The sequence below is a fragment of the Acinetobacter sp. V102_4 genome, assembly GCF_031799005.1.
GTDB lineage: Bacteria > Pseudomonadota > Gammaproteobacteria > Pseudomonadales > Moraxellaceae > Acinetobacter > Acinetobacter calcoaceticus.
In genome coordinates this window covers 44,681-63,091 of sequence record NZ_JAVQNR010000028.1, presented here as the reverse complement: position 1 = coordinate 63,091, position 18,411 = coordinate 44,681, and the positions used below count along the sequence as shown (strand labels likewise).

At 42.5% G+C, this 18,411-nt stretch carries 10 protein-coding genes and 1 tRNA gene; 9 read left to right on the top strand and 2 right to left on the bottom strand.

Features of this window, described 5'->3' with window-relative positions; translation table 11 throughout:
• Nucleotides 1-49 precede the first annotated feature (49 nt).
• Nucleotides 50-466, bottom strand: coding sequence for a DUF4902 domain-containing protein (locus RMB13_RS00940; RefSeq protein ID WP_311084149.1), 417 nt, complete (start codon nt 464-466; stop codon nt 50-52).
• A gap of 636 nt (nt 467-1,102) precedes the next feature.
• Between RMB13_RS00940 and abaR the strand changes: the two genes are divergently transcribed.
• The 9 genes from abaR (at nt 1,103) to RMB13_RS00895 (ending at nt 18,186) form a co-directional block, all read left to right on the top strand.
• Nucleotides 1,103-1,819 carry a LuxR family transcriptional regulator AbaR gene (gene abaR, locus RMB13_RS00935; protein WP_311084148.1) on the top strand — a complete coding sequence of 239 codons (717 nt, stop codon included), beginning with the start codon at nt 1,103-1,105 and terminating at the stop codon, nt 1,817-1,819.
• An 845-nt stretch (nt 1,820-2,664) separates the two neighbouring features.
• Entirely contained in the window at nt 2,665-4,554 is a 1,890-nt protein-coding gene (locus RMB13_RS00930; protein ID WP_311084147.1) for a fatty acyl-AMP ligase, read from the top strand.
• 50 nt (nt 4,555-4,604) lie between these two features.
• Nucleotides 4,605-6,380 (top strand): acyl-CoA dehydrogenase, encoded by a 1,776-nt coding sequence (locus RMB13_RS00925; protein WP_311084209.1) that lies wholly within the window; start codon nt 4,605-4,607, stop codon nt 6,378-6,380.
• Nucleotides 6,377-6,637, top strand: a complete 261-nt coding sequence (locus RMB13_RS00920; RefSeq protein ID WP_056483985.1) for an acyl carrier protein — start codon at nt 6,377-6,379, stop codon at nt 6,635-6,637. The genes RMB13_RS00925 and RMB13_RS00920 overlap by 4 nt, the downstream gene beginning before the upstream one ends.
• Nucleotides 6,634-10,593, top strand: coding sequence for an amino acid adenylation domain-containing protein (locus tag RMB13_RS00915; protein WP_311084146.1), 3,960 nt, complete (start codon nt 6,634-6,636; stop codon nt 10,591-10,593). Before RMB13_RS00920 ends, RMB13_RS00915 begins: the two co-directional genes overlap by 4 nt.
• Before the next feature lie 24 nt (nt 10,594-10,617).
• On the top strand, nt 10,618-14,259 hold the full coding sequence (locus RMB13_RS00910; protein WP_311084145.1) for an outer membrane lipoprotein-sorting protein: 3,642 nt from the start codon (nt 10,618-10,620) through the stop codon (nt 14,257-14,259).
• A complete protein-coding gene (locus RMB13_RS00905; RefSeq protein WP_311084144.1) occupies nt 14,256-15,530 on the top strand; it encodes a porin in 1,275 nt (424 codons plus the stop codon). Before RMB13_RS00910 ends, RMB13_RS00905 begins: the two co-directional genes overlap by 4 nt.
• Nucleotides 15,531-15,583: 53 nt before the next feature.
• The gene (locus RMB13_RS00900) at nt 15,584-17,437 is read left to right on the top strand and encodes an alpha/beta fold hydrolase (protein ID WP_311084143.1); all 1,854 of its coding nucleotides are present in this window, start codon (nt 15,584-15,586) and stop codon (nt 17,435-17,437) included.
• On the top strand, nt 17,437-18,186 hold the full coding sequence (locus RMB13_RS00895; protein ID WP_311084142.1) for a 4'-phosphopantetheinyl transferase superfamily protein: 750 nt from the start codon (nt 17,437-17,439) through the stop codon (nt 18,184-18,186). Before RMB13_RS00900 ends, RMB13_RS00895 begins: the two co-directional genes overlap by 1 nt.
• A gap of 92 nt (nt 18,187-18,278) precedes the next feature.
• Here the strand turns inward: RMB13_RS00895 and RMB13_RS00890 are convergent.
• Nucleotides 18,279-18,354: transfer RNA gene (locus tag RMB13_RS00890), tRNA-Gly, on the bottom strand.
• Nucleotides 18,355-18,411: the final 57 nt, after the last annotated feature.

Sequence of the window (18,411 nt, the reverse complement as noted above, 5' to 3'; positions counted from 1 at the left end):
ACTTTACTCGACAGCTGAAAAGGTGGTAACTGTAAGAATTTACAGGTTTCTACGAGAACTTTGGACTTAATTTAGTCTTTGTTTGCGTTGTATTGATTTGAGCATAAATGAACTGTTCCCAAAACAAAGAATCTATTTTTTTTTCGATTAATGTTTCAGTAACATCAAATCCAATATCTGTACCAGAAACATCAACAATCATGATATTGCTTCGAGGTAGTCCAATTCGCTTTAAGCTAGCAATTCCATTGTTCTCAATAAATTCCCAGTCCCATCCGGTACTTAAAGCTGGGCTCCGTGATGTTGCCCATTCAGTAAACCCACAATATAGAATTTGAGAATCTTCAATTTGTGTAGTTTCAACAATAGATATGAGGTGTTGGAGGGGGTAATTCATAAGCTGGATTTCATTCATCCGAATAAAACCATCTGTTGAGATTGAGAAATCAGGGGGGATTGTGACCATGCTACCTATTCAAGTGACTTGAATTACAGTTCTATAGATAAATAACATAAATTATTGCCAACAAAATACTGTTAAGTTTTACAGGTTAGCCGTAATCTGCTGATACACAACGTTAAGCTATTCTTTAGAAAGTACTTCGGGCAGGGAGTTTTACTTATGCAGAGATTGACCCATCTATAGCTTGAATATGAGAGTTGCTTGTTTCAAGGCTATCAATAGTTTAAGTTTTTCATATGTATTGTAGATAATATCTATCCTATTATTAAAATAATATTTTCGAAATCATTATCATTATTATGCGTTTCATCAAATAATAAATAAAAAACTTATACTGCTAGTATCACTGGTAGACGTTATTCTTTAGTTAAATTAATAGAAATATACAAGTAAGGAGAAATAATAGGCTTCTTCTAAAAATAAAAAATACTCATTTTTGGAATAAAATGCATCCTGTAAATTTGAGGCTTTCAAGCATAATTCGCATATGCAATATAACAACTTTAAAAAGCTTTCTGAAACCAGTTTATCCGGAAAATTTACCACCCTCTCAGGCTCAAAAATGTTGTTAATTGGATTATGAATTCACTATATGCAACTAAATAAAAATGATTTATGCATGAGGTTTAATGAGAGTAAATGGAAAATTGGCAAGAAGATCTACTATCAGCATCTCTGATGGTAAAAAATGAATATCAGCTATTTGAGGTCGTCAAATCTACAGCTTCAAAGCTTGGATTTGATTATTGTGCTTATGGTATGCAGTCGCCATTATCTATTGCTGAACCAAAAACGATTATGTTGAATAATTATCCCGAAGCATGGCAGAAGCGTTATCTTAAACAGCAATATGTGGTGGTAGATCCAACCGTACAGCATTGTATGCTGTCACTTCAACCTCTTGTCTGGTCGAGCCAATCTGCGAACACGCAATCTCAAAAAGATTTTTGGGAGGAGGCGCGTTCTTATGGTTTAAATGTTGGTTGGGCACAGTCAAGCCGTGACTTTATTGGTACAAGGGGGATGTTAACACTAGCAAGATCCGCTGACCAATTATCAGAAAAAGAGCAGAAAGCTCAATATACCAATATGTTTTGGTTGTCTCAGACAGTGCATTCCAGCATTGCTAAAATTGTGAATGATGCAGAATTTGCTCAGTTTAATCTTTATTTAACTAACCGGGAAAAAGAGGTTCTACGTTGGACTGCGGAAGGTAAAACTTCAGCAGAGATAGCTCAGATTCTGGGGGTGGCTGAAAGAACCATAAATTTTCATCTTGGAAATTCAATGCAGAAGCTAAATGTGAATAACAAAATTTCAGCAGCTATTCGGGCTGTGATGTTAGGAATTTTGTAGGAATCTATATATAAATAACATGGAAAGTTAATATTGGGTTTTAATAAAATAAACCATTATTAGGTGTGTATTTAAAATAAAATTAATTATTTTAAAATTATTTTTTAATTTAATTGAAATGGGATTTTTATATAAAAATATTTACTTGAGAATCTGGATTTTTAAAATTTAAAGTAATGAAGTGTTTTTAATTTTTCTCTTATTTTAATATTAATAATAAATAATTTTTTTGATTAATATTCTTGCTAAAAAATAAATATTTGTATTTTTTTGTATTATCTATGGATGAAATACATCGATTCTAAGTTTATATATTAGTCACGGTGCTGTACATGATTTTGAGCTATTCAAATACAATTTAAAGCAGATTCCTTTATGAGCTTTATCCTTGTAAATAAAGGCTATTAGAGGATTTTACCTGAATCTTTTATTGCTCTTAAAAAGAGAAAGCACACAGTAAATTAGATCTTGAATAAAAGATCTACAATCAAGAGAGCAACAAAATAAAAATACGAACTGGGTATAAGTTGGCAGGCTAAAAACCTTGTTAAATATTATTGAAATAGATGCAAAAGATTGAATTTGAGTTTTAATTTTCAGATTTCACAAAATTGACTGAATAAAAATAATTTATGAAAGAGATCTAGTCTCTTAATTTTTAATAAATACAGGTCAACCTGTAAACCCTTACAGGTGTAATAAAAAACACTCGCACATAAAATATAATGTGAATTTATATTTTAAACAAAAAAAGTATATTCATTTTTTATTAAAAGCCCCAGCTAGACATGTAATTTCTGAATTAGCGAGTTTTAAGGGTGAATTATAAATAATTGGAGTAAGTTATGGCTGTAATGGGTACGGATAATATCATTGCAACTTTGGAATCCCACGCAAATTTAAATGGAGGCAGGATTGCTTTTGAATATTTGGGACGCCAATCTGGTGGTATTCAATCTCTGACGTATGCAGATCTGAACGAGCGGGTTCAATATCAAGCTCAAATATTAATGAACCTTGTAGACAGTGGCGATCGTGCCGTATTGCTGTTCGAGCCTGGACTGGACTTTATCGTATCGTTCTTTGCTTGTCTGAAAGCTAAAATTATCGCAGTACCTGTCAGCTTGCCTTTTAATCGCAACGGTTTTTCTAATATTTTGAATATTATGAATGACTGTGAGCCAAAGATCGTACTCACAACTCAGAAGATTCTTGAGCTATCAGGACTGATCACATTAAAAGCTCAAAATGAAAATTTAATATTGCATGCCGTTGATGCCGAATTGCAACGTGATTTGGTGGAAAAAGATTTTCCTCTGATTTCTGAAGAAGATATCTGCTTCCTACAATACACTTCAGGATCAACAGGTTGGCCTAAAGGTGTGATCGTCACCCATAAAAATATCATGGCAAATGAAGTCATGATTGCTGAAGCTTTTGGCACACAAGCCGATGATATCGGTCTTACATGGCTACCTGTCTATCACGATATGGGATTGATCGGCTCGGTTTTACAGACCGTGTATGTCGGTCTGACTTGCTATGTGATGTCACCGCTGGATTTTATTCGTAAACCTCTTAAGTGGCTGCAATTCATCAGCGAAAAAGGGGTCACGATTAGTGGTGGACCAAACTTTGCCTATGAATTGTGCCTACACCGCATCTCGGATGATGAGGCTGCATCGCTTGATCTGAGCCGTGTGCGTGTGCTGTTTAACGGTGCCGAGCCGATCAAGGCCAACGTCATGAAGCGTTTCATGGAGAAGTTCAATACTCAGTCGCAATTGAGACTAGATACTTTCTTGCCGTGCTATGGCTTGGCAGAAGTTACGCTCTTAGTCAGTGGTGTAACTGGTCCTCTCAATGCTATCTCGATAGACCGTGAAAAGTTGAATGCCAACTTGGTGCAGACCAGCCAAGATCAGACAGCTGTGCAAGTGGTGAGCTGTGGCAAGATCTCAGCACACATTGATTGCCGTATTGTCAATCCGCATACCCGCAAAGAGGTAGGGGCTGATGAAGTCGGTGAAATCTGGTTAGCAGGTGAGAGTGTTACTGCGGGTTACTGGCAGAAGCCTGAGGTCAATCAGGAAACCTTTGCTGCAACCATCCTCGATAAAGCAGGTAAGCCTAGTCAAGTGCATTACTTAAGAACTGGTGATATGGGCTTTATCAAAAACGGAGACCTGTATGTAACTGGTCGCCTTAAGGATGTGATTATCATCCGTGGCAAAAACTATTACCCGCAAGATATCGAGTGCTCCGTCGAAGTAGCTCATCCTGCTGTCCGTAAAGGTTGTGTCGCAGCAGTGAATTTCGGTAATTCTGACGGTGTTACGGTTGTACTTGAGATCAAGAAGAAGTCGATAGACAAGACCCTTAATTTTGAAACCATCAGAACTCAGGTTAAAGAGCAAGTGGCGGCTGATATCGGCCTGCCTGTAGAAGGTGTCTATTTACTGCATCAAGGTCGGATAAACAAGACCACCAGCGGCAAAATTAGAAGAAGAAAAATTAAAGAGCAGATCGAGCGCGGTCAACTGATCTGTTTAACCCATCCAAACCGTAGAACGGTGATGGCCCGAAACTATGTCAAGAACGGCTTAGAAGTCATCCGTGATCGTGAGCAGCGGGGGCAACTGATTCGTTATAGCTCCAATCTACTCAATTCAATGATCAAGGAACGAGAAGTGCGCGCGCTCATTTTTAATCGACTGAAAAGTGCTTTGTTTTAATCCTTACCCTTTAATCATTTGAGCAAAAACTCATGTCACTTACGTCCAATTTGCGGCAGTTTCAATCTGCTGCTCGTCTGGAGCAAATTTTAGGCTCCGTACATGATACTAATAATGATTTTTCTTGGTCCGCGGCCATCGAGCGTGATGAGAAGGAGCAGTACCCTCAGCGTGCTGTTGACTTTCTGAATGCTGTGGGCATGAACCGTTTTTATGTACCTTCAGAGCTCGGAGGTCGCATGGAAATTGGTGAAGAGTTGCTATATTTACATCGCGTACTTGCACGACGTGATCTAACAATCAATTCGACCTATAGCACGAATGCTTGGTCTGTGATCGTATGGATCGGCGGTAATCCTAATCAATGCCAAAACATCGCTAGTCGGATTTTGAGTGGTGCTGCACCAGCGCTTGCTTATAGCGAGAAAGCGCATGGAGCCGATCTGTTATCCAGTGAAGTAACTGCACAAGCTGTCGAGAGCAAGTACGTCTTAAATGGTGAAAAATGGTCAATCAATCGTGCGACTCTAGGCGATTCTTTAAGTCTGATTGCTAAAACATCAGATGATCGTGGACCGCGTAGCCTGAGTGCATTCTGGCTTGATAAGCGTCACATGGCTTCAAAAGGAACCTACAGCCTGAACCGCTTGCCGACGGTGGGTATGCGTGGGCTAGATATTAGCGGCATTGGCTTTAATAATGCTGAAATTCACAAAGATGCCCTGATCGGTGAAGAAGGTCAGGGATTGGAGCTTGGACTCAAGACGCTACAGGTGACGCGTGCATATTGCAGCAGCTTCTCTCTGGGTGCTGGTGATACGATGCTACGCATCGCGACCGAGTTTGCTATCGAACGCGAGTTGTATAACAAAAAAGTAATAAGCATTCCGTTGGTGCGTGAGCAACTTGCTACAGCTTATGCCTATCTATTAGCAGCTGAGGTGTTATCACTCGTTGGTGCGCGCGGGTTACATGTCTGTATCAATCAGTTCAGCACATGGTCACCTATCATCAAGGTACTGGTACCTGAGTATGTAGAGTCACTGGCCAAAATTACTTCCTCAGTGCTTGGGTCGCGTTTTTTCTTAAGAAATGCATATGCTGATGGAATGTACCAGAAAGCTTTCAGAGATCATCTGATCGTTAGTGTATTTGACGGCAGTAGTACCGTCTGTCTAGACAGCTTAAGTTTTCAACTCAAATCTGCCAATAAAGGGCGTAGCAAAAAAGCCGACCATCTCGACCAAGCCGAAGCTAAAGAGCGCTATCGCCAGTTGTATGACTTGCAGGTGGAAACCGACGCTATTGATTTCCGCGAGCTTGAGATTTTCAACCGAGATGGTGACTTGGTGATGGAGTCACTGGGAACGATCATCGAGATGCTCAATGATGCTGACGTTACAGTGGGATTGACTGCTGAGACCCTGTTCATGCTACGTGAGCGTGCTGATCAGCTTCTTATCGAGCAGCGTACGCTAGATCAAAAAATCCAAGATTATTTCTCAAGTACAGAAGCAGCTAAAGAGTTCGAAACATTACGTTTCAGCTTAGCCCGCGACTATGCCGAGCTGTTTGCTCGCATTGCTGTGCTGGGGTTCTGGGTCTTTAACCGTCATGGCTTAAGACCTGCTTTGCAGGATGGTGCATGGCTGATCATTTTCCTAAATGCTGCTGAAGGGCAGACGTCCCCTCCAATGACATCACTACGTGAAAACACATTGGCAGATCTGCTAGACCGAATTTCAAACAACCATATGTTATCTGTCATCGATTTTGCACTGGCACCGCGTGATGCCAAACCGGTTAAAGAGGATATTACCCCATGAATAAGGATAAAGCTTACTGGAGCGAAATCATTCGTACGCTAGTAGCCAAAGAAATGCGTGTAGAGCCCCAGACTCTTGATCCACAGCAAAAATTTACCAGTTACGGCCTTGATTCTATCGTCGCTTTGTCGGTGTCTGGGGATCTAGAGGATCTAACACAACTGGAACTTGAGCCGACACTACTATGGGATTACCCAACCATTAATGCGTTGGCTGAATATATCGTTTCTCAGTTGGAGCAGGGAGTTGCTTCGTGAACAACCTTGTACGACTGGAACCTGCAATTATATCGCGCCATGCGATTTCTGCAGAACAGCTCGGCATCTGGTATATCCAGCGGCTTGAGTCAACTTGCAGTGCCTACAATATGGTGGTGGCCTTTGATGTGAAGGTCAACCAACCGTTGGGCAATAAGCCGATGGAGATTCTAGAGGCGGTAATGCATGATTATCCGCTGCTGCGTGTAAGCATGCCTGCCAATGATCAGGGTATTGAGCAACTTATCTGGGATCGTATCTATCCTAATATTATCGTGTCGGATGCCCGCCATGTCGATGCATCTGATTTGACGCAATTAGTCGAGCAGGATACGAAGCAGCCCTTTGATCTGACCCAGCCACCGCTGTGGCGTATTCATTGCTATGAGCGCGGTCAAAATCACTATGTGATTGCGGTTGTGATTCATCATGCCTTAATGGATTTCTGGTCGATTGGTCTCTTGTTGCGTGATGTTTGCAAACGTTTTGGACTAGTTACAGAGTCGGATACAGTGAACGGAATCGAGTTTGCACAGTATGCAGATAAGCAGCAGAGTACTGTGACCGATGATGCTGATGAGAGTCTACTCTTCTGGAAAAATGCGTTGCAACATGCACCACACGTGCATAGCATTCCGCTTGATTATCCACGTCCTGCTGTGCAGCAACATAAAGGCAGCTCACTGGTTTTCCGTGTGCCTGAGTCAGTGTCTTCTGGTCTTGTGAACTTGGCGAAAGATTATGAGATCACGCTGTTTGGACTCGTACTATCTGGCTTTTATATCCTGCTACACAAGCTATCGAATGAAAATGATCTTGTTATTGCCACACCAGTAGCTGGTCGACTTGAACGTTCTCTGCGCAATGCACTGGGACAGTTTGTCAATACGATTGCTATTCACATGAACATCGATGCTGATCAGACTTTACGTCAATTTACACAGCAGGTGCAGGAACAATTAAGACAAAGTCTCAAGCATCAAAAAGTTGCCTTTTCCAGAGTGGTTGAGGCTGTTTCACCAAAGCGTGATGGCAGTATTAATCCATTGGCGCAGGTGGGAATGTTCTGGGAACGTCTAGGTGGTATGGATGAGTTTAAAGAATTACTCTTGCCAATCCAGACTCCAGCGACTTTGGTCGGTCAAGACCTGACGTTAGGAAGTTTTCCGGTTCGCCAGCAAGAAGGTCAATTGGATCTTACACTGGAAATGGGCGGTGAATATCAAGGCGAACTCGTTGGCGTACTGAAATACAACTCCGAGCTATTTTCTGCACAATCTGCCGATAATATGGTGCAACTGCTGCAAGCTGTACTATCAGAAATGGTGGCTCATCCTGAGCGTAAGATCGTTGAGTTAGATATCGCACCTGATTATAAGGATGGTATCCAGTTCGATGCCCTACGTGGACAGGCTACTGATTATCCTCAACATGATCTATTAGGAATGCTTTTAAAGCAGATTGATGAGCGTGGTGACAATCATGCTCTGACCTCGAAGGATCATGCGGTTAGCTATCGTGAGTTAGGTCAACATATCGCTGGTATTGCTGAATATTTGCGTGCGCACGACGTTACCCATGGTGATCGTGTAGGTCTGATGTTAGACCGTACAGCTTTATTGCCAGCAGCAATCCTCGGGATCTGGGCGGCAGGAGCAGCTTATGTACCGCTAGATCCTAATTTCCCAAGTGAACGTTTGCACAACATCATCGAAGATGCTGAACCTAAAGTCATCTTAACTCAAACCGAGTTGATGGATGCTCTTAACGTTTCTGTGCCGCGTTTAGATATCAATCAAGCTGGCGTTGTGCCCCTTGAGCAAGTGCGCGAGACGCTGGCCTTTGGTGAAACCGCTTATGTGATGTACACCTCTGGCTCGACAGGTAAGCCTAAAGGTGTGCGTATTGGGCATCCTTCAATCATCAATTTCTTGCTATCTATGAATGATAGATTGCAAGTAACGACTGAGACTCAGTTGTTAGCAATCACCACTTATGCATTTGATATTTCAATTCTTGAGTTACTGATTCCACTGATGTACGGCGGTGTAGTACATGTTTGCCCACGAGAGGTATCACAAGACGGCAATCAATTGGTAGATTATCTAAATGCTAAATCTATCAATGTCTTGCAGGCAACACCTGCTTCTTGGAAAATGCTCTTAGACAGTGAGTGGAGCGGCAATGTAGGGTTGACTGCACTCTGTGGCGGCGAAGCGCTAGATACTATTCTGGCAGAAAAACTGCTGGGTAAAGTTGGCTGTCTCTGGAATGTTTATGGCCCGACTGAAACTACGGTATGGTCAAGTGCGGCTCGTATCACTGATGCAAAATTTATTGATTTAGGCGAACCACTGGCGAACACCCAGCTTTATGTCCTTGATGAACAGCAGCGTTTAGTCCCGCCAGGCGTTATGGGAGAGCTTTGGATTGGAGGTGATGGTCTGGCAGTTGATTACTGGTATCGACCTGAACTGACAGATGCGCAATTTAGAACTTTGCCATCTCTACCAAATGCTGGTCGACTCTATCGCACCGGAGATAAAGTCTGTCTGCGTACGGATGGACATCTGACTCATCATGGACGTCTAGATTTCCAAGTCAAGATTCGTGGATTCCGTATTGAACTAGGCGAAATCGAGAATGTTCTCAAACAGATCGACGGTATCACAGACGCAGTTGTGTTGGTTAAGACGACTACCAGCAATGATCAGAAACTGGTGGCCTATTTAACCGGACATGAGATTGACATTGCTAGTTTGAAAAAGACGATGCAAATCCATCTACCAGCTTACATGGTGCCAAATACGTTTATTACATTGGACCAGTTTCCAATGACGGCTAACAATAAGCTAGATCGTAAAGCGTTTCCTGAGCCTGTGTTTGAGCAAAGCAATGATTATGTTGCGCCACGTGATCCGATTGAAATTGAACTCTGTACTACCTTTGAGCAGATTTTGTCGGTTAAACGGGTTGGTATACATGATGACTTCTTTGACTTGGGTGGACATTCGTTACTGGCTGTGAAGCTTGTTAATCACCTCAAAAAAGCATTTGGTACCGAACTATCAGTTGCTTTGCTGGCCCAATATTCCACTGTGGCGAGTCTGGGCGAGATCATTCGTGAAAATAAAGAAATTAAGCCTTCCATCGTAATTGAACTGCGCCGTGGAACTTACGAGCAACCGCTGTGGCTCTTCCATCCAATTGGTGGCAGTACCTTCTGTTATATGGAACTTTCGCGTCATCTCAATCCGAATCGTACCTTGCGCGCTATTCAGTCTCCTGGACTGATTGAAGCAGATGCTGCAGAAGTGGCAATCGAAGATATGGCGACGCTCTATATTGCTGAAATGCAAAAGACACAGCCTGAGGGACCTTATTTCCTTGGTGGCTGGTGCTTTGGCGGTGCGATTGCATACGAGATCAGTCATCAGTTGCGTCAAATGGGGCAGCAGGTCACAGGGATTGTCATGATCGATACCCGAGCTCCAATTACAGAGAATGTGCCTGAAGATGCCGACGATGCAATGCTTTTGTCTTGGTTTGCCCGTGATCTGGCTGCACCTTATGGTAAGAAGTTGACGATCCCAGCGCAATACTTGCGTGAATTGAGTCCAGATCACATGTTTGATCATGTGCTTAAAGAAGCCAAGGCCATCAATGTTCTACCTCTAGATGCAGATCCATCAGATTTCCGACTTTACTTTGATACCTATTTGGCGAATGGCATCGCACTCCAGACTTATTTCCCAGAGCCTGAAGATTTTCCGATCCTCTTGGTTAAGGCTAAAGATGAGCTGGAAGATTTTGGCGAAAGTCTAGGCTGGGACCAACTGGTCAAAGACACATTTACACAGGTAGATCTGCCTGGTGACCATTCATCAATTATGTACGCTGAGAATGTCGTGGCTGTTGCCCAGACAATTGATCAGATGTATCCAATTCCCGCATAAGAAATACAAGAAGGTAGAACCACAATGGTGACCATAGAACATGCTTTCCTCATACCGGCCGAGATTGACAAGGTTTTCAACTATCTTGCAAACCCGGCCAATGATGCAGGCTGGCAATTGTCGTGTAAGCATTCTGAACTGCTAGACAATACTCCGCGTGTGGGCAGCAAGTACGAAATCGGTTTTAGCTTTATTGGACGTGAGATGTCCTTTAAAGGTGAAATCACCCATCTAGTACCGAATGAATTGTATGCGTTTAAAGTAGTGGAAGGACCTTTCCATTACACAGGTACTTACCGCTTCAAACCACATCCAGAAGGTACATGGATTGAGTGGGTATTTGAGGCAGAGCCAGGTAGCTTTTTTGGTGTATTGCCCCCAGCGCTGCTAAAAAAGATGGTTCTTGCCCAGTTCAAGAAAGACGTTGCTAATCTTGAAGCATTGGCTCAGAAGGGCGAAGCCTATGAGTCGGTTGGTAAGCAGACGCACGAGACCAATAAACCACGCCGTAAGACTCATCAGGTGATGGAACAATATGCGCGTTGGATTCTCAAACATCGCCGTATTGTACTGACGGTGGTGATGCTCTTGACGGTTGCACTGGCGTATCTCGCATCTGGCGTAAAAATTATTATTGATCCAGATGCGCTTGCGCCCAAAGGACATCCTTATATCACCTCGACCAAGCTGATAGAAAAGAAATTCGGCTCCAAGTACATGGTCGTGATTGGTATTACACCGAAGCAGGGTGATATTTATCAGCCGCAAGTGTTAGAAAAAGTCAAACGTATTACCGAAGAAGTGGATAATGCACCGGGTGTGGTTCGATCTACTCTGATGAGTCTGGCTGCACGTCAGGCCAAAGGGATCACGGCCAATTCGGATGGATTTGATGCCAAGAAACTACTGCCGAACAGTTCTGTAACTGAAAGTGATGTCGATCAGCTGAAAAAACTGCTGGCACTGAATCCAATCTACATGAATTCAGTCGTATCTAAAGATCAGAAAACTGCTGCTATTTTGCTTGAGCTTGAGGAAAGTCCAGAGGGCTTCCAAAAGATGATGGGCCCAATCAACAAAATCGTAGCGGCTGAACAGTCTAAGGATATGACCATCAGTGTCGGCGGCAATCCTGTTTATTTGGATAAAGCCGAAGATTACTCTAAACGGATCAATATCTTGTTCCCGATTGCCATACTGGTCATTGGGTTATTGCACTTCGAAGCATTCCGCAGTAAGCAGGGTTTGATCCTTCCACTCGTTACAGCTTTACTGGCTGTGGCATGGGGTATGGGTATAATGGGGCTGTTCAAACAGCCAATGGATATCTTTAACTCTCCTACACCTATTCTGATTCTGGCCATTGCGGCAGGGCACGCCGTGCAGTTGCTCAAGCGATACTATGAAGACTTTGATCGACTGACTGCCCAAGGTATGGAACCTAAAGCTGCGAATAGCGAAGCCGTGGTGCAGTCTATGGTTCGTGTTGGTCCGGTTATGATATTGGCTGGCGGAATTGCAGCGGCTGGATTCTTCTCGCTGTTGACCTTTAATATTCCGACCATCCGTTCATTCGGTATTTTTACAGGAATCGGGATTATCAGTACGCTGATCATTGAGATGACTTTTATTCCTGTACTTCGCTCAATGTTACCACCACCTTCGGTTACTAAGGTTGCACGCAAAGGTTTGCCGATCTGGGACTGGATTCCAAAACGCATTGGTGATGTCATTTTGTCAGTTCGTCCGCGAATGATGCTAATGACTGTGATTGCAGTACTGGGCGTTTTTCTTGCTCTCGGCACGAGTCGTATTGTGGTGGATAACGATAGCCGCAACTTCTTCTCGCGCGATCTACCAATGCAGCAAGACGACAGATTTTTGAATCAGTCTCTTGGTGGCACAAACAGTCTCTACATCATGGTCGATACCAAAGTTCGTGATGGTATTGAAAACCCAGAAATCCTAAAAGCGATTGATAATACAGAGAAGTTCGCGAATTCAATTCCAGAAGTTGGTAAAACCATCTCTATTGTGGACTATATCAAGAGAATGAATCAGGCAATGAATGCCGATCAGCCACAGGCATTTCAGGTTCCAGCAACTAAAGATGTTGTTGCTCAATATCTGCTGTTGTACTCAATGTCTGGAGAGCCGACTGATTTTGAATCTTACATTGATACAACTCAGCGCTATGCCAAGATCACGATTCTGCTAAAAACAGGTAGTAATCACCGCATCAAAGAAATCCTTGAGTCGCTAAAAACATATATGGCGGGTCAGTTGGGTGATAAAGCAGTCGTGAGTTTTGGTGGTGATGTGACTCAGACTATTGCTTTAACTGAAACGATGGTTCACGGCAAACTCATGAATATTCTACAGATTTCATTTGCCGTATTCTTTATCTCTGCCTTAGTTTTCCGTTCGTTCTCTGCTGGACTCATTGTCCTAACACCACTTCTATTCTCGATTCTTGCGATCTTTGGTGTGATGGGCTGGCTCGACATTCCCCTCAATATTCCGAACTCTCTGATCTCAGCCATGGCGGTTGGTATTGGTGCAGATTATGCCATTTACTTCCTCTATCGCTTGCGAGAAATCTTGAGTGAAGAGGGTAGTGATATCAAAGATGCTATTCGTAAAACTTTAAGTACTGCTGGTAAGGCTTCGCTTTTTGTTGCGACTGCTGTTGCTGGTGGGTATGGCGTATTGTCCTTATCGCAAGGCTTCCATGTGCATCAATGGCTAGCGATGTTTATTGTGATTGCGATGCTTTTCAGTGTATTTGCAACCTTAATTATGGTACCTACAATGATTCTAATGTTGAAACCTCGTTTTATCTTTCCCTCAAATAAGAAGAACATTACCGTTGCACAAACTGTTGTGACAAGTCTCTTGTTGGGTACAGCGCTTACAATGTCGATGCCTAAAACATCTCATGCAGATGAAGTTCAAGACATTGTTAACCGTAGTGATGATGCCTCTAAGTTCTTGTCTTCAAGTGCTAGTGCTAAATTTGTGCTGACATCTAAAAGCGGCGAGCAACGTGTACGTTTGACTAAAAATATGACTAAGCTTGCTGGAAATACTCAGAACAATATGCGTTTGACTGAATTCATCTCACCAGCAGATGTACAGGGAACCACGACGCTGTTGATTGAGAATGCAAAAGGCAGTGATAGCATGTTTGTCTATTTGCCTGCATTGAAAAAAGTACGTCGTTTGGCATCAGCGAATAAGGGCGATGCTTTTATTGGTACGGACTTTAGTTATGGTGATGTACTTGGTTATAAGCTAAGTGACTGGAAGTACACTAAACTGGCAGATGGCAAATTTAATGGCAAAGATTGCTACACGATTGAAGCAACGCCAATCAATAATACTGTGAAGAGTGACTTTGGTTATAGCAAACGTCGCATGTGCATCCTCAAAGACAACTTTGTTACAGCAACCATCGACATTTGGGATACAGCAGGCAAGCCTTTAAAACACATTGAATTCACCGATATCCGTCCTTATGGCAAAGTGAAACCAAGATGGCAGGCCATGAAATCTATGGCAAAGAATCTACAAACTCAGCATATGACACAAGTTATCGTCAGTGATTTTGTCGCAGAAAAAACCTTATCTGATAAGATTTTCTCACCGCAGAGCCTTGAAAAATGACGCAAGGTGCCTATTGGGTATTTGCATGCTGCAGTAGCTTTATGCTACTGCAGCATGCTTATGCAGATGACAGCGAAATTAGTTTTGTGAGCCAGAACTCAGCCAGATTCGATGTATGGTCATCGGATCGTGATCTAAGCTCGTTAAAAAACATTGGGCAAGCAAGTTTCTGGTCCAATGGTACACTCAAGTTTAACCCTGAGTTTAAGATCCATTACGACATAAATATTGGAGACGAAACGGACTATACTGTAAACCCTGATCAGGTAAGTAAGGTGAATCGCAACTTACGTGAGTTGTACGCATCTTATAACTGGGATCAGACGTTTTATCTCGACGTTGGTCGCCAGATTGTAGTCTGGGGGAGAGCTGACGGGATTAACCCAACGGATAACCTATCGCCCCGTGACTATACGCGTCTAGTGCCAGATGAGACAGATCAACGTCTTGGAAATGATGCTCTCAAATTGACGTATATTCCTGAATCTGGAACCAATAAATGGACCGCATTGTGGTATCCGCGTAGTCGTTCAGATGTGATTCCATTGCGTCAGATTGCTGGTGTTCAGTATGACATAGACCGTAAGAGTCGTCCTGCGTTTGCAATGCGTTGGGATTATTCTGTGGATGGTCTAGATGTTGGGGCATCGTATTTCTCAGGTTTGGATCATATGCCCGATCTGTCAGTTCTTTCAGCATCTCCAACAGGGGAGGCAACATTGCAACTGAAAAATAATCCGATTTCCGTCTATGGCTTTGATTTTAGTTATAACCATAACGATCTCGTGTGGCGAGGTGAAGCTGCGTATACAAAGACAGACTCGGATGGCAGTGAAGATATTTCACATAAGAAAAATAATTTAACTGTGGTCATGGGACCGGAATTGTCATTAAAGAACTCCACGCTGAGTTTAGTAGGCGTGTACAAACATACGGAGGACTTTAGATCTGCCGACAGTCTAACAAATCCATTATGGAGAGAAGTTTACCGTTATCAGCAAACAATCAGTGACCAATATGAGCAGGATCAGTATGGAGCTATGCTGCGCTATGCACTTAACTTGCTGAACGATAATCTAAAGCTGGAAGTAACAGGATTCTATTTTGCACCAGAGCCTAATGAATTGTTGAGAGTACGTATTAATTACAGCCTCAATGATCACTGGCAGTTGAATGCAGGTGGAGATCGCTTCTGGGGTAAAAATGATACGGTGTTAGGACAATTTAGAGATAACAGTCTGGTGTATGCCCAGATTCGATATAATTTTTAAGATAATTCGCTCCAAAACAATGCTGGAGTGCCCAGTCCCTAATAAGGTGATTTATGGATAATTTAAATAACGCAAAAAAAGATAATTTTTCACGGAAGACCATATTAGTAACAGGTGCAGCAGGTTTTATTGGCAGCAGACTGATCGTTGAACTTTTACGTGAAGGTCATCAGGTGATTGCTGCGCTGCGTAATGCCGCAACCAAGAAAGATAAGCTGTTAGGTTTCATTGCAACGCAAGGGTTAGTTGATCCCTCTATTTCGTTTGTCGAATATGATTTAAGCCGCGATTTTAAGCTGGACTCTCTGCTAGCGGATGCTCAGGCAAAGATCCATGTGATTTATCATCTTGCCGCATCATTTAATTGGGGCATTAGCAAAGCTGAAGCTGAGCGTACCAATATTAAGTCAGGACTTGCCTTAATTGAATGGGCTGCAACATTGAAGCAGCTTGAGCGATTTATCTGGATTGGCGGATATCGTGTGGCTGCTCCACCGCAAGAATCGGCTGATCAGTTGTATTGCAAACATGGTGGCTATGAGGCTTCGAAAATTTTGGGTTATCAAGCTTTTATTGAGGCCTGTAAGCGTTTAAATGTACCATGGACTGCGATAAATCCAGCGACAGTCATTGATGGTTTTTATACTTATGGCGATATGCAGTATATAGGTGTCGCCGACATGATTGATAAGCTATATCAGGGCCGCTTGCTGGCATTGCCAGGTGGGCGTGACACATTCCTGCCGCTGTGCAATATGCAGTATATCGTGAGCTTTCTGATCCGAACGATGTCTTATCCTGAGACCATTGCTCAGGAGTATATGCTGCTTGATCCTGCGACACCGAAATTTCATAGCCTAGTTCATCTAGCTGCCGAGCACTTGGGAGTCAGCTCACCACATTTACAGGTACCCAAAGGTCTGCTCGAGAAATTACCTGAGGTATTACTTGACGGTTCTAAAGAGCAACTCTCTTTCATTTCTACCGAGCACTATCATGTTGCTGGGGCAGAGGCGATGGCGGCGAAGATGGGTATCGCTGACCTGATCAATATCAGTCCTTATTTCTCTCGCTGGATTGATCGCTTGGTTCTTACACGTTTTGGTCGCATGCAAGTACCTACACCTAGTGGTTTTGGCTATCAGAGTCGATATTGGACAGAAATTTATACTAAACAGCCAGTTAAATCAGAAAAATCATCTGCATTATTTTTACATGGGATTCCATTCGATAGTGCATGCTGGTCTCCAATAATTAATAAAATCACATACGATCAAGTCGCTATGATGGACTTGCCGGGACTTGGGCGTTCAGGCAGTTATGAGGTGGTGGAGGATAACAACCGTCAGTTTATCGACACTGCTGCAAAGCTTTTAGCGCCAAATAGTGTTGTTATTGCACACTCGCTAGGGTGTCTCTTTGCATTGAATCTTGCAAAGAAATATCCAGATAAAGTTGCACGCCTTATCCTCATATCGCCTTATTTTGTTCAGGCGCAGGCCGCTAAAATGTTTCAGATACAAGCTATATCTAATCTGATTTTCCGTTTTGTGCCAAAAGATATGATTGCTAAAGACCTACATCCAGATGGACAACAAAATCCGTCTGTTGGTTATGCGATGGATTCATTACGTCGAGTTTCGGTAGCCAAACATATTAGTGAATATATGCACCGTATTAGTTTGCCGCAGCAGCGAGCAACTCAGACAGCTTTGTTAAATGAGCTTAGCTCTAAAGTTGAAATCATTGTGGGAGATAAAGATCCAATTGTTACCACAATAAGCGCAAATATCCCTATACATATTATCGCTGGCGCAGGCCATAATCCACACGTTACACATGTAGATGCGGTTTCTGACTACCTCGCGCCGGTTCTGACGAAATACATCAGCACTACAGCTTCCTAATGCAAGTACAGGTTTATGTCTGCCCAGTTTCACGGGTACCACAAGACCATTTGGTATTGAGTCATTATCTCGGCTTTCTTAGTTCGGCAGAGAAGCTGAGATATGATCAATATCACCCTAAGGCAGCTCGCCTTTTCTTGATCTCTCGTGTATTAGTGAAGTCTGTGTTGGCAGATAAACTAGGTATCGCACCCTATAAGGTCAACCTCCAATTTCATCCCAACGGCAAGCCTTTTGTGCAAGGCAGCAAGGCTGTGTATTTTAATCTTACTCACTCAGCGGACGTTATTATCCTTGCTGTGACTGAAGAAGGGGAAATAGGAGTTGATATTGAACGAGTAGATCGTGAGTTCGATTGGATGCGTGTTGATAGTGTATTAGCACCAAGTGAAATTGAATGGATTAAGGGGAATGAACTTATTGATCCAATCAGTGTATATCAGCGGTTTTTTCAAATTTGGACGCTAAAAGAGGCTTATATCAAATGTACTGGTGATGGAATGAGTCGTCATTTAAAGATGCTCAACTTTCATGTGTTGTCCGAACATATACAGTTTCTCGACTCAACCAATAATGCTCAAAAAACAGAAGAGTATTATTTTAAAAGCTATATCTACGATTCTAACTTCATCTTTTCCATATGCTTACAGCAGAGCCACAATATAGAATGCTTTAATCTGGATTGTTTTCAATTATTACCATTTATATCTATGCATCGGATAACCCCAACACCTTGCAAATATAACTAGATTAAATCACTCCAATGGGTGATTTTAAAAGTATAGATATAAAGAAATCAAAAGAAAAAGGCCCCAGTCTTTCGACTAGGGCCTTTTAAATTTGGAGCGGGAAACGAGACTCGAACTCGCGACCCCAACCTTGGCAAGGTTATGCTCTACCAACTGAGCTATTCCCGCGTGCCGCTTATAATACATTAAGCGAAACATGGGTCAACAACTTTATGCAAATAAATA